Source organism: Vibrio sp. 10N.286.52.C3, from assembly GCF_041468865.1.
GTDB classification, from domain to species: domain Bacteria; phylum Pseudomonadota; class Gammaproteobacteria; order Enterobacterales; family Vibrionaceae; genus Vibrio; species Vibrio crassostreae_C.
Genome location: NZ_JBFRJM010000055.1, coordinates 44,007 through 55,866 on the forward strand (window position 1 = coordinate 44,007; position 11,860 = coordinate 55,866).

Consider the following 11,860-nt stretch of genomic DNA (forward strand, 5'->3'; position numbering starts at 1 on the left):
AGATATCGCCCTTGTGTTCCATTGGCCCCCAAGCGAAATAGACAAACTCAGCTACGACGATCTATTACTGTTTCGTGAGCTTGCCCGAGAGAGGCACGAACAAACACCACAAGAGAGCGAATGAGCTCTCTTTTTTTGTGTCAACAAAAGGCTATCCAGAATGAAAATGAAACTGTCTGTTCTCATGGATATGAAAGATAAAACTTCAGCCGTTCTCAAAGGGATGAGTGGCGAGAGCGATTATTACGCCAAATCTATCAAGAAGGTACAGAAGACACAGGCTGATGACTCGGCCGCAATGGGGATGATTGACTCTTTAAAAACGTCACGAAAAGCGATGGACAAGAACGCTATTGCGGTTGCTGCGGTCAGCGAGAAGCTTGAGGAGTTAAAAGAAAAAGCAGCAGGCGTTGAATCCCCAAGCGCTGCGCTAACTGAAAAAATTACAAAGCAGCAAGCCAAGCTGAGCAAACTGAATACCGAGCAAGAGGGTTACAAATCCCATTTAGAGAAGCTCGATAGCCAGTTAAAAAAGACAGGAGTAAATACAGGGAATCTCGATGATGAGTACGACCGACTGAATCGAAGTTATAAGAAACACGGTAAGGAGATAGGAAGACTCAGTAAGCGTTATACCACCTTACAAAGAGTCATGAGCCCGATTCAAAAGCTGAACCGTTCCATCAAGTTTCCCAAAGTCGGCGCTGCAGCGGCAGGAAAAGGAGCCGCGCTGTTAAGTGGTTTAAGCTTTGCGGGGTTAGTGACGCAAGTGAATGGTGCTGCAGGTGAAATGGACAACCTGGCAAAGACATCGGCGACCCTAACCCTACCCATTCAAGAACTCCAAGCCATGCAATCCCAAGCTGAACATGCAGGGGTAAGCTCTGACGCATTGTCTAACTCAATGCTTCGCTTTACCAAACGACTTGGCGTGCTGCAAAAAACGGGTTCAGGTGCGCTAGGCTCTTACCTCAAGAAGAGTGAGAACGCGCTGCATAAAGACTTACAGGGAGCAAAAGACACCAAGCAGGCTTATGAGATGCTCCTTGAAGAGTTCTCTCAGCTTGAAACGCCGCAAGAGCAAATGGCCTTTGCCGATGCGGCCTTTGGCCAAGACGGTCGCAAAATGCTGATCATGTTGCGTGAAGGCACTGAAGGATTAACGGCGGCGAGAAAAGAACTCAATGCATTGGGTGGCGGTGCGACTGCAGAAGATGCGGCGAAAGCGGAAGCCTACAATGATGCTCTGCAAAAAATCGAAGAAAGCGTTCGCTCTATGAAGTTTGCAGCACTTGCCCCCATCATGGAAAAAGCAACCAAAGCATTCACTCAGTTTTCTGAGAAATTTAAGAACGCAGCCTGGCGAACCGATTTTATCGAAAAGCTTATCCAAACCGTGGACGGTCTTTATCAAGGTTTTGAACTGCTAGGTAAAGGGCTTATTTGGTTAGCGCAAAACTTTAAAGGGATTCTGGCGACGGTCGCCATTTTGAAAGTGGCTCTGATTGCTTTAAATGCGGCGGTTCTGGCAAACCCTATCGGACTCATGGTGGCCGCTGTTGCTGCTGCAGTAATCGCGATTACTTATTTAATCGATAAGTTCATTGGCTTAGACAAAGTCATTAAATGGATTGGTGACGGCATTGGCTGGTTATGGGGTAAATTCAAAGCGCTGATCAACAAACTGCCAGATGCGCTCATCCCCGATGGGTGGAAAATTCAAACTGATGAAGCTGGTCAAGAAGTCGATAACTTAGCCGCTAAACTCAACCGTATTGAAGACAAGAGCGCAACACTTGGCATTACGACCAATGAAACCCAAAACAAAACTGAGCGAACCCAAACCGAGCAGGGATACCACGCTTATCAAGCTGGAGGGGTTCAGCCTATTAAGCAAAGAACAGCTTATAGTCCTCTAGGTAACCAAACCGTGAAAAGTAAATCTGAAGTGTCACTCACCATCAAATCGGATAAGCCAGTCGCTATTGATAAAGCGAAGGCAGAAAAAGGCACAGATTTGAATTTAGATGTGGGGAATATGGCGACAAGCTTTTAGCTTCCATGTTTGAGATAAATAAGAAATCTCTTACTGATCAGATTAAGTAGCATCGGTTCATGACCGTTTGCCTTACTCAAAGTTATCCACTTTTCGAATGCAGTTCGCTGTAAATCCCCGTGTTGTATCACGGGGGTAAATTCGACCAAGCTATCCGCGATCATATTTCCGCACTTCTAAATGGCTAGATGCTTTGTTAATGGAACCTGTTCTTAGGCGGCTTAATCTGTAGAACATTCCAGAGACCAACATGAATCTCGAATTGAGTCGAATCATCAATCAGCAATTGATAATCTTCTGTCAAATAAGAGTGATATCTTTGGTCCCTTCCACCTTGGACACTGTTTTTCTTGAGATGACAAATTGCACCTACTTTAAATAGCCCATGTAACACTCTATCCACTGTCAATTTATACTCTGTAAGCATCTCATCATCAAAGAAGCCTAAAATAGCGTATTTAGTAAAGCATCGTTTTTGTATTCTTGTAATCACACTAAAAATAAAATCAATCTGAGCTTGGTTAAAATGCCCAATCATTTCATTCTTCACTTCCTTTAATAAATACTTTGAGTACTCGTTTTCAACCGTGTTAAACAAATGACTATTAAACTTGTCACACGCTGGATAACGATTAGAAACTAACGATAGCATTTTAATGACATCTCTAGGTCTACCTAAACTACGGTGCAAAATGTAAGCTCGAGATGGCTCATTGCATATTTTATCATCAACCATTTCGTCGAATATGATATCAGGCTCTTTTGATTTTAACTTACCTTTGAGGTACGGCTTAATCTTGTGTATTACCATAGGGAAAATTTCGGTCTCAGATGTACAATGAGCATCCCAATTTAGGCGAATAGCGTTTCCTTCCAAAATCTGATTTAAGTTTGGGGCTGATAGTACATCGAAGATGTCAGCTCTAAATAGAGTAACAATTTTCGATTCTATTTTTTCATCAATAAATCTGTAATTAAGTTCACTAGCAGCTGAGAGGTAACTCAAAATGCCATCTTTATAAGCATCTGAATTTTCAAAACGTATATCTAGATCATCATAAAAGACCGTAAACCGAACATCTGAATCAACTAGTAAGTTAACGATAAAGTCTTCTAATTCCTCGATACAATCGATATATGTTCGTTTTTCTTCTTTAGCCGACTCAACATCGTCACTTCCCAAACTGATAATTCTGAAGAACCCTGCCGACGCTTTTTTTGAGAAAGTAGTTGTTTTTTCAACAATTTTCTGAGGTCGTAACTGTCTCATATTGAAGCCAAAGCATTTTAAAAAATGGTCTAAAACATCAACAGCCTCGTGTCTCTCTTCGCTAAAAGCATTCCGATGCTTGATCAATGTTTTGGATACATTAATTAGTAGCATCCACCTAAACAGTTGTGAGTACTTTTTTGATGAAACTTCATCAGTCCCATAGTGGTATAACTCGTGAAATTCTATATCTTGGAGGCTCTCAACAGAAGATATGTGCCTTTCAGTAGTTAACGATTTTGCAAGACAATGAGCTAAAAGTGTTTTCCCTGTACCTTTACGGCCAAGAACCACATTAATCAGCTTGTCATTTTTGATACTGTCCGTAATAGAATTGAGGTCATAAAAATACTTTTCAAAGTCATCTCGCTCTCTAACTTCATTTGCCGCATATACATGCCCAAAGTTTAGGTCACCTAGTTTTGGTCTCATACTAATCTCTTTTCGAGTTTATATTGTTTTTAAAATTTTTTTGAAGTCTAACAGAGCCACAGTTTTTTATTATGTTTAACTTCTGATATCTATCAAACAATCAGTAACTTGATGACTTTTTTCCTCTATTTTATGTCGAAAAGTCAATACGTTAATGATATGGGATAAAACTCAATCGAAATTGCTAATATTGTTATTAATATGTAAATTATCAATATCATATAACCTAAATACAATTGTTAAAAAGCCGAACTCAATGAGTCCGGCTTCTTTCTCCTTGATATGACCAAAAAGGAGGACTGGTTCATCCCAGAAAGGTAGTTTCCTGCCCAGTCGTAGTAACTTTAACAAGTAATCAGCTCATCATAGAATACGATAACCATAGCTCTTAGTGGTAAGTCTGAAAGAACCATACTTTTCTAATCCTATTTCTTGATGTTCGCTATAGCTCTAGCAAGTCCAAGTAGGTGTGTTGAAGTCTTAATCTCTAACTCAGACTGAATCCCCAAAAGCGCAATCCCTGCTAAGATTTGTTGCGGCCTCACCACTTGGCCTGTCGGCAGATCCATACTGTCGTATAACATTTTGAACTGTATCCAGTCTTCACTAATGCTTAGTTCTCGACCTTTTGCCATTCTCATTAGCCTTTTGCACTCAGGCGGTATTGGTTTTCCTTCATCCCAACCCGTGACCGTTATCACAGTTTTAAAACACAGTTCGGCCACTTCTTCTTTGGTCATTTGGCACTCTAACTCTCGAAAAATGTAATTCTTACTCATTTCGCGATACTTCAATGATAAAACCTCTAAATACAAGAGGTTGCACTAATTCAAGGATATATGCACGATTGAACATAAGCAGACAAAGTACGCACTGTACTAAGGCTCGACCTTTGTTAAGTCACTCGCCTCATCGAATAGATGCGCTTGCGAATTTTCAATGCCCATTTAAGAATGAAACTAAATTAATATGAGGAGCTAGAATGGTCGTTAACCCTCCAGAATTAGAACCGTTTTTCCATTTCGTTCGTGTATCTATTGTTAGAGCACTCGGAGGCGATGAAGAGGCGTACTGTTCGAACGAAACACTAGAGCAATATATAAACGCAACCAATAGCAATATCACTCCGTTACTCTATGACTTCTTCGTAAAATTCGATTACTTGTACACGCTGCAGCAAGCAAACGCGCCACTAAGTACCGAAGAATCCGAAGTGCTACTTTCAGCCCAAGACTTGATTGACGAAGTACACCTTACTGTCATGTGATCCCCTTCTTGTTAGTTCGCCATAAGTGCTTAAAATAATTGGGGTGTACCGAAAGCCTCATCTTGCTAGCTAACTGCTCTACTTCGTTTATACTAGGCACAACTTACCTATAGGCTGTGATTTCAAAAAACTCATTGGTACACCTATAGTACACCTCATCCGATTGGAACCCTTACATCACATGGCTCTCAAACCCACAATCTACAAGTTTCGTATCTCTTTAACCGATATGAATCGCGACTATTACGACTCTTTCAATCTAACGGTTGCACAACACCCTTCTGAAACAGAACAGCGAATGATGGCTCGAATCATGGCTTTCTGTATCAATGCGTCTCCTGAACTTGAGTTCACTAAAGGGTTGTCTAGCATTGAAGAACCCGATTTATGGCAGAAGTCGTTAGACGATCAAATCCTAGAATGGGTCGATGTGGGCGAACCCGATCCAGAGCGTGTTAAGAAGGCAACTCGCCTATCTAAATCAGTACGCGTATTCAGCTTCAACACTAAATCAAACGTTTGGTGGGAGCAGAACAAAGGTAAATTCGGCTACCTAAAAGCTCAGATCGTTCGTCTAGACAACGATGGTATTGAGCAGCTAGCGGCGATGACACAACGTACGATGGATCTTTCAGTCATGCTGACGGGTAACTCTGCTTTCATTAACAGCGATACTCAATCGGCAGAAGTAACGTGGGAAGAGCTACAGAGTAATGACTGAGCGTCCAACCCCGAATAATTCGCAAACAGCAGCTAGCCAGCTAGAAGAAGCCAAGCAACAAGCCGACGCGCAGCAAGAAATCAAAGCTAAACAACAAGCTAGAACCAAGCTTCACCAGTGTTTAAAAGAAGCAGGTTTAGGTTCAGTCAAAGCGCTCTCGACAGGCTACGAGAAAGAGCTGTCGTCATTTATTGATGAAAACCACGCTTTGTTTAAACACGCTTGCGAGAACAAGCCGGAGAACTCTGCACGTCAGACGTTGCTTGGCTTGCTAACCAAGGTACATATCGATGCAAGCTATCGCTTTGAAAGCAATAAAGAAGCGAATGAGGCGATGCAAAATGTATTCGATAATACAGTGGGAACTGAGCACAGCGACAAGTTACAAAACTCTAACGCTCAACAGTTAAAACTAGTCACGCATTTGTGGTTGTTCATTCAAGGACGACTAGGAATGGATTACAGCCTAGCCAATGATCACGCAGCTGTAGCCGCTACGCTACTGTCTCGTATATCGAGAAGCAGTGATGATGAGATTCGCGTAGAGTTCATGGCGAGTTTTTACGATGGTTTGAGCATCTATCAAGCCGAGAACAAGCCATCCGGTATTGTTCACCACTTAAAGCGTTTGTTTAACCTTTCTTAAGCACTCCACCAGCGACTGATTCTAGTTACGCTCTATATGCTTTCAACAAACGTTAAGATATAGAGCGTGCTTTTTCTGCTTGGCCGCAACAGATTCCCTATTACGTTCATTCCTCACTTTAGGGAATGGCGAAAGTGAATAAGTCGCTCATTCTTCACTTTAGGGAATAACAGCATTCTCAGCCATTACAGTTGACTTCATTGCAGGCGTAAAAAAGCCCCGCATAAAGCGAGGCTTAGAATATTTTCAACGAACTTCAATTTACAAAGGCTAAATCACGTGCATCCAATAACGAAACGTATTAACGCAGGCCGTGTAAGAATTCGTGGCGCGTTGCTGGGTTTGATCTGAAGATACCGCCCAGAGCTGTTGTTGTCGTTTCGCTAGTCGCGTCCATTACACCGCGTGATTTCACGCAGTAGTGAACCGCATCCATGGTGACAGCAACGTCATCAGTTTCGAGTAGCGTTTGCAGTGCAACAAGGATCTGCTGCGTCATACGTTCTTGAACTTGTGGGCGCTGAGCAAAGAATCGAACAATACGGTTAATCTTTGAAAGGCCGATGATTTTCCCACGAGGGATATAAGCGACCGCAGTCTTACCATCAATCGTCACTAAGTGGTGCTCACAAGTACTGGTCACGGTAATGTCTTTTACTCGTACCATCTCACGAACGCCCATCTTGTTTTCGATTACCGTAATTTTAGGGAAATTGGCGTAATCCAAACCAGAGAAAATTTCATCCACGTACATTTTAGCAATACGTTGCGGTGTTTCTTCCAGACTATCGTCCGTAAGATCAAGTTCAAGGAGAGTGAGAATCTCACGCATATGGTGTTCGATTCGTTCCTTTTTCTCTTCTCGGCTAACCTGGTTTGGACTCATTGGTGTCTCTAAACCACGGCTTGCTAGCGCATCTTTAACCAACTTCGCTGATTCGCTAAGACCTGACATTGAACTTCCTCTTTTATTACCCCTTCTGGATGGCAAACAAGGATACTCGGAATTTTGAATAAATACACCCATATTTTAAGGGAGGTCATTATTTACGGGGCTTAAACTGTGCTAGAGTGGCTAGAATTTCGTTGGCGAACCAGGTGTTCTGATCATTATTTAACCACCATTGCCAACCACAAAACCAAAACAATAACGATCAAAGGATTTCAATTATGGGCTGTTGCGACGCTCCGGGCTTGATGCCAATTGAAGAAGCACTAGATAAGCTGCTATCGCCAATTCAACCTATTCGAACGACCTTATCACTGCCATTGGCAGAAGCATTGGGTTACGTACTTGCTGAAGATATTCTATCCCCTATTTTCGTACCTCCTTTTGATAACTCAGCAATGGACGGCTATGCACTGCGCTTAGCAGACCTAGAGAACAGTAAAGTGCTGCCTTTAGCGGGCAAGTCCTTTGCAGGTCAACCTTTTGAAGGTGAATGGCCAGCAAACACCTGTATTCGCATTATGACTGGCGCAAAGATCCCGGAAGGTTGTGACGTCGTAATCATGCAAGAAAACACTGCTGAAACTGACGCTGGCATTGAGATTCAGCAAGACGACATCAAGCTGAACAATAACATTCGCCCTACCGGTGACGACATCAAGCAAGGCGATATCGTTCTTAGCCGTGGCGAACGTTTAACACCTCGTGACATTCCAATGATTGCTTCGCTCGGTGTGAGTCATGTAACTGTGGCACACAAACCTAAAGTCGCTTTCTTCTCTACTGGCGATGAGCTCAAGCCATTAGGTCAGCCTCTTGAAGATGGTCAGATCTACGACAGCAACCGCTACGGTATCAAACCGCTGATTGAAGCGTTTGGTTGTGAAGCGATTGACCTAGGCATCATCCCTGATTGCCCTGCAACGCTTAAAGAAACCTTTGTAAAAGCGCAAGAACTGGCAGACGTAGTTGTCACTTCTGGTGGCGTAAGTGTCGGCGAAGCTGATTACACCAAAGACATTCTTGAAGAGCTTGGCGAAATCGGCTTTTGGAAACTAGCAATCAAACCAGGTAAACCATTCGCATTTGGTGAGCTAGACAACGCTTGGTTCTGTGGCCTACCGGGTAACCCAGTGTCTGCAATGATGACTATGTATGTGTTAGTTCAACCTATGCTGGCTAAACTTGCCGGTCACACTGCGTGGACAGCACCAGAATCGATTCCTGCGATCACTAAATCTGCATTCAAAAAAGGCCCAGGCCGTACTGATTATCAACGTGGTATTTACTCGATTGAAAACGGTAAGTTTGTAGTAGAAACAACAGGTAACCAAAGCTCTGGCGCTTTCCGCTCAATGAGCTTAGCAAACTGCTTTGTGGTACTAGAGCGCGAACGTGGCCGTGTTGAAGTCGGTGAAACGGTTCAGATTCAACTGTTTAACTCCACGCTTTACTAACGAGGCTTGCTGATGGAAATACTGTCTGACGCAGAGATGCTTCGCTATAACCGCCAGATCATTCTCAAGCAGTTTGATTTTGAGGGTCAAGAAGCGCTGAAACAGAGCTCGATTTTGGTGTTAGGTGCGGGTGGTTTAGGCTGTGCCTCTGCTCAATACCTTGCGACTGCGGGTATTGGTAAGCTAATGCTGATCGACGACGATGTTGTCGAGCTTTCAAACTTGCAACGACAAGTGCTTCACACCGATGCTGATATTGGTAAGAAGAAAGTCGTTTCAGCCGCTGAATCATTACAGGTGTTAAACCCACACCTTAGAGTTGAAACGGTCGACCACAGACTTGATGACGAGGCACTAGCAAAGCTCATTGAAGCGCATTCGTTAGTACTTGATGCCAGCGACAACGTTGAAACGCGCAATCAACTTAACCGTTTGTGTTACGCCTCAAAAACGCCACTTGTATCGGGCGCTGCGATTCGCATGGAAGGTCAGATTAGTGTCTTCACTTATCAAGATGCTGACGCACCCTGTTACCAGTGTTTAAGCGCTCTATTTGGCAACGCTGCTCTAAGCTGTGTTGAAGCCGGTGTGATGGCACCTGTTGTTGGCATGGTAGGCGCGGCTCAGGCTTTGGAAGCTATCAAGGTTATTGCCAAGTTTGGACAACCAAAGCAAGGCAAACTTTTGATTCTCGATGCCATGTCTCACAGCTGGCGTGAAATGAATTTAATAAAGATGCCTAATTGTTCGGTGTGTGGTAAGTAATAAAAAGAGCCAAAGCCCATTGAGTTGGCTTTGGCTCGTTACCCTAATACGTTGTTAATGATTAGAAGTATATTCAGAAGCGACGTAATCTAGCTCCTTTTGCTCTGCGAGCATCTCAACTACAATTTCAGGTAGTGATGGAACCCCATGAAGAAAACCTTGTTGGTTAAAGCCGCCTAGAGCTTCCAGAAATGCACAGGTGTCTTTATTTTCAACACCCTCATAGATAATACGTGCGTTTTTTACCGAAACGAGCTTCTTAACTTCATCGATTTTTTGCATGTAATCAATGTTATGGCAAAGTCCCCATGTAATGGTTTTATCTATTTTTATCTCACTAATAGGCAGTTTGACAATACGTTCAATATTCGATGCTTCCATCCCAAAGTCATCTATAGAGATCTCAAAACCATTCAACCTTAGCCGTAAAATATTTGCCAACAATTCTTTTTCAATATTGCCTGAAAGCCCCTTTTCAGTCAGCTCTACAACGATAGTATGCTCAATACCTTGCTTATAGATCTCGAGTAGATTATCGACAACAGATTCATCAGTCAGTAAATTAGGATCGATATTAATTGAGAACCTCAACGATTTATCAAGTTCACTGAAGTGGAGATGATAATCCTGAATGAATTTATTTATCACGATATTGGTAAAAACCTTTTGCTTTCCTAGCTCTTCAATTACTGGCAAAAAATAGCTCGGTGGAAGTAAGGTCCCGTTTTCATCAGACCATCGTGACAACACTTCAAACCCCGAAATAACATTTATATCCGAAACAACTTGCGGCTGATAAACCAGATTGATGGGAAAATCGTCATCGATGATTGTTGCACGGTTACCAAAGCCAAGCTCGCTTTTGGTTATGGTTTCAACTTCAAGTGCTTTATCAACCAACTCACTTATTTGGTTAGCCCAAATAGGCTTTTCTAGTGAAGCGACAACATTTAACTCATAGAGCTTTCCAAGCATACTCACCGAGCTAACAATGGATTTATCCAAACCTGAAATAATGATTATTTTAGACTCAACATTTTGTTGCGACATCATACTCAAGAGTTCAAATCCATCGCCATTGGGCATCATGATGTCCATAATCACCAAATCAAATGATGCGTTTTGCATTTTGCTCATTGCATCGAACGCATTTTCTGCAAACTGTACAGATGTTTTTTTATTAGATAAAGAGACCGCATTTTTAATGACCTCTCTCGATAGTTCAACATCGTCAACAATCAATACTGTGTTATTCATTCTCTTCACCTTTATAGTTTGCAATAATATCCATCCAAGTGCGTTGTGATTTCATTTTCTTTGAATCCAAGTTCATGACCTTCATTGATCTATCGTTACTTCTTACACTTCGATACTCGCAGCCCAATGAAAAAAACAGATCAAAAATCCTTTTGCTTTTCAGTAGTATATAAAACTCTTTATCTGGATTTAAGCTTTGTAGATACTTGTACGCCTCTCTGCCCATTGTGTCTGTAAATGACGAATAATGAGTGCAGTTAAAAGTAACAACTAAATGTGCTCTATCTTCTTTAGATACTAAGACTTGCTCCAAAAAATCTGCTGCAAGATTATAGTTAGCACTTAATAAGTGTCCGATTAATTGCCCATTAACCGTGACGAGCGTTAACTCTCCAGAATATTGATTTATTATTTTTTCAATAATTACCTTTCTACTCAGACCTAAATCTTCTAAATTACTGAGCATAACGTTATCCTCATATTCAAAGATGACATCAATTAACTTGGTAATCTTCCCAAGAAGGAATGAATTATTTGAGTTAATCACCGTAACTTCTGTTTGGACGTGCATGTTCATATCAATATAACCGTTATTATTAAATTTATTCGTTAACCCTGTGAGAACTGTTTGTGAGTCGTTTGCCTCCCAAACATCAAATATGTTGACTCCAATAAGGTCCAGTAACTCGTTTTGACGTTTTAAGTGGGGAGTTGTTACTCCTCTTTCCCAACGGCTTAGTGTCACAACGTCCAGGTTGTTAAAGTTAGAGTTACTTCTTTGAATCGCATCAACAAAATTAGTTTGAGACAAACCATTATTAACACGAAACGTACGTATAATATTTCCAAACATAGCTTTATTTTCTTATTCGTTATTGTGATTTAGCTTATTTTTAATTAAATACGAACAAAAGCTAAGGGCAAGCTGTGATTGAATAATTTGAAAATGCCCAGCTACTCTCAACACTTATTGGATGATAGTTATTTTCATAACAGTTTGGGCATTATCTTGATGACAATGCGGCTTTGTTTCCTAATTG

12 protein-coding genes are annotated in these 11,860 nt (G+C 41.8%); 7 read left to right on the forward strand and 5 right to left on the reverse strand.

The features are described 5' to 3' along the window. The first annotated feature begins 4 nt into the window (after nucleotides 1-4). Together AB4138_RS17940 and AB4138_RS17945 are read left to right on the forward strand one after the other, a co-directional pair. The gene (locus tag AB4138_RS17940; protein ID WP_258185419.1) at nucleotides 5-124 is read left to right on the forward strand and encodes a GpE family phage tail protein; all 120 of its coding nucleotides are present in this window, start codon (nucleotides 5-7) and stop codon (nucleotides 122-124) included. Between the two features lie 36 nt (nucleotides 125-160). Next, the gene (locus AB4138_RS17945; protein WP_372307122.1) at nucleotides 161-2,056 is read left to right on the forward strand and encodes a hypothetical protein; all 1,896 of its coding nucleotides are present in this window, start codon (nucleotides 161-163) and stop codon (nucleotides 2,054-2,056) included. Nucleotides 2,057-2,252: 196 nt separating this feature from the next. Here AB4138_RS17945 and AB4138_RS17950 read toward each other — a convergent pair whose 3' ends face one another. Together AB4138_RS17950 and AB4138_RS17955 are read right to left on the reverse strand one after the other, a co-directional pair. Then, nucleotides 2,253-3,758, reverse strand: coding sequence for a P-loop ATPase, Sll1717 family (locus AB4138_RS17950; protein WP_372307125.1), 1,506 nt, complete (start codon nucleotides 3,756-3,758; stop codon nucleotides 2,253-2,255). 425 nt (nucleotides 3,759-4,183) lie between these two features. After that, nucleotides 4,184-4,552: a regulator gene (locus AB4138_RS17955; RefSeq protein WP_372307128.1), complete on the reverse strand. Its 369-nt coding sequence runs from the start codon at nucleotides 4,550-4,552 to the stop codon at nucleotides 4,184-4,186. Between the two features lie 188 nt (nucleotides 4,553-4,740). On the opposite strand from AB4138_RS17955, the gene AB4138_RS17960 reads away from it, so the two are divergent. The 3 genes from AB4138_RS17960 (at nucleotide 4,741) to AB4138_RS17970 (ending at nucleotide 6,392) form a co-directional block, all read left to right on the forward strand. Next, nucleotides 4,741-5,025 carry a hypothetical protein gene (locus AB4138_RS17960; RefSeq protein ID WP_372307131.1) on the forward strand — a complete coding sequence of 95 codons (285 nt, stop codon included), beginning with the start codon at nucleotides 4,741-4,743 and terminating at the stop codon, nucleotides 5,023-5,025. A gap of 181 nt (nucleotides 5,026-5,206) precedes the next feature. Continuing rightward, the gene (locus AB4138_RS17965; RefSeq protein ID WP_017061727.1) at nucleotides 5,207-5,746 is read left to right on the forward strand and encodes a YaeQ family protein; all 540 of its coding nucleotides are present in this window, start codon (nucleotides 5,207-5,209) and stop codon (nucleotides 5,744-5,746) included. Further along, a complete protein-coding gene (locus tag AB4138_RS17970; RefSeq protein WP_229648331.1) occupies nucleotides 5,739-6,392 on the forward strand; it encodes a hypothetical protein in 654 nt (217 codons plus the stop codon). Before AB4138_RS17965 ends, AB4138_RS17970 begins: the two co-directional genes overlap by 8 nt. Before the next feature lie 301 nt (nucleotides 6,393-6,693). Here AB4138_RS17970 and folE read toward each other — a convergent pair whose 3' ends face one another. Further along, nucleotides 6,694-7,347: a GTP cyclohydrolase I FolE gene (gene folE / locus AB4138_RS17975; protein ID WP_017061725.1), complete on the reverse strand. Its 654-nt coding sequence runs from the start codon at nucleotides 7,345-7,347 to the stop codon at nucleotides 6,694-6,696. A 215-nt stretch (nucleotides 7,348-7,562) separates the two neighbouring features. Between folE and moeA the strand changes: the two genes are divergently transcribed. After that, nucleotides 7,563-8,798, forward strand: coding sequence for a molybdopterin molybdotransferase MoeA (gene moeA, locus AB4138_RS17980; RefSeq protein ID WP_017061724.1), 1,236 nt, complete (start codon nucleotides 7,563-7,565; stop codon nucleotides 8,796-8,798). Between the two features lie 12 nt (nucleotides 8,799-8,810). Next, nucleotides 8,811-9,563 (forward strand): molybdopterin-synthase adenylyltransferase MoeB, encoded by a 753-nt coding sequence (moeB, locus tag AB4138_RS17985; protein ID WP_065583719.1) that lies wholly within the window; start codon nucleotides 8,811-8,813, stop codon nucleotides 9,561-9,563. A gap of 54 nt (nucleotides 9,564-9,617) precedes the next feature. On the opposite strand, the gene AB4138_RS17990 is transcribed toward moeB, so the two are convergent. Together AB4138_RS17990 and AB4138_RS17995 are read right to left on the reverse strand one after the other, a co-directional pair. Next, entirely contained in the window at nucleotides 9,618-10,820 is a 1,203-nt protein-coding gene (locus tag AB4138_RS17990; protein WP_017061722.1) for an EAL domain-containing protein, read from the reverse strand. Further along, the gene (locus tag AB4138_RS17995) at nucleotides 10,813-11,673 is read right to left on the reverse strand and encodes a helix-turn-helix transcriptional regulator (RefSeq protein WP_372074863.1); all 861 of its coding nucleotides are present in this window, start codon (nucleotides 11,671-11,673) and stop codon (nucleotides 10,813-10,815) included. Before AB4138_RS17995 ends, AB4138_RS17990 begins: the two co-directional genes overlap by 8 nt. Nucleotides 11,674-11,860: the final 187 nt, after the last annotated feature.

Bases quoted from the DNA above. Each gene is read 5' to 3' on its own strand.
- folE (WP_017061725.1), bottom strand. From the start codon at position 7,347: ATGTCAGGTCTTAGCGAATCAGCGAAGTTGGTTAAAGATGCGCTAGCA.
- AB4138_RS17995 (WP_372074863.1), bottom strand. From the start codon at position 11,673: ATGTTTGGAAATATTATACGTACGTTTCGTGTTAATAATGGTTTGTCT.
- AB4138_RS17960 (WP_372307131.1), top strand. From the start codon at position 4,741: ATGGTCGTTAACCCTCCAGAATTAGAACCGTTTTTCCATTTCGTTCGT.
- AB4138_RS17945 (WP_372307122.1), top strand. From the start codon at position 161: ATGAAAATGAAACTGTCTGTTCTCATGGATATGAAAGATAAAACTTCA.
- moeB (WP_065583719.1), top strand. From the start codon at position 8,811: ATGGAAATACTGTCTGACGCAGAGATGCTTCGCTATAACCGCCAGATC.
- AB4138_RS17950 (WP_372307125.1), bottom strand. From the start codon at position 3,758: ATGAGACCAAAACTAGGTGACCTAAACTTTGGGCATGTATATGCGGCA.
- AB4138_RS17965 (WP_017061727.1), top strand. From the start codon at position 5,207: ATGGCTCTCAAACCCACAATCTACAAGTTTCGTATCTCTTTAACCGAT.
- AB4138_RS17970 (WP_229648331.1), top strand. From the start codon at position 5,739: ATGACTGAGCGTCCAACCCCGAATAATTCGCAAACAGCAGCTAGCCAG.
- AB4138_RS17990 (WP_017061722.1), bottom strand. From the start codon at position 10,820: ATGAATAACACAGTATTGATTGTTGACGATGTTGAACTATCGAGAGAG.
- moeA (WP_017061724.1), top strand. From the start codon at position 7,563: ATGGGCTGTTGCGACGCTCCGGGCTTGATGCCAATTGAAGAAGCACTA.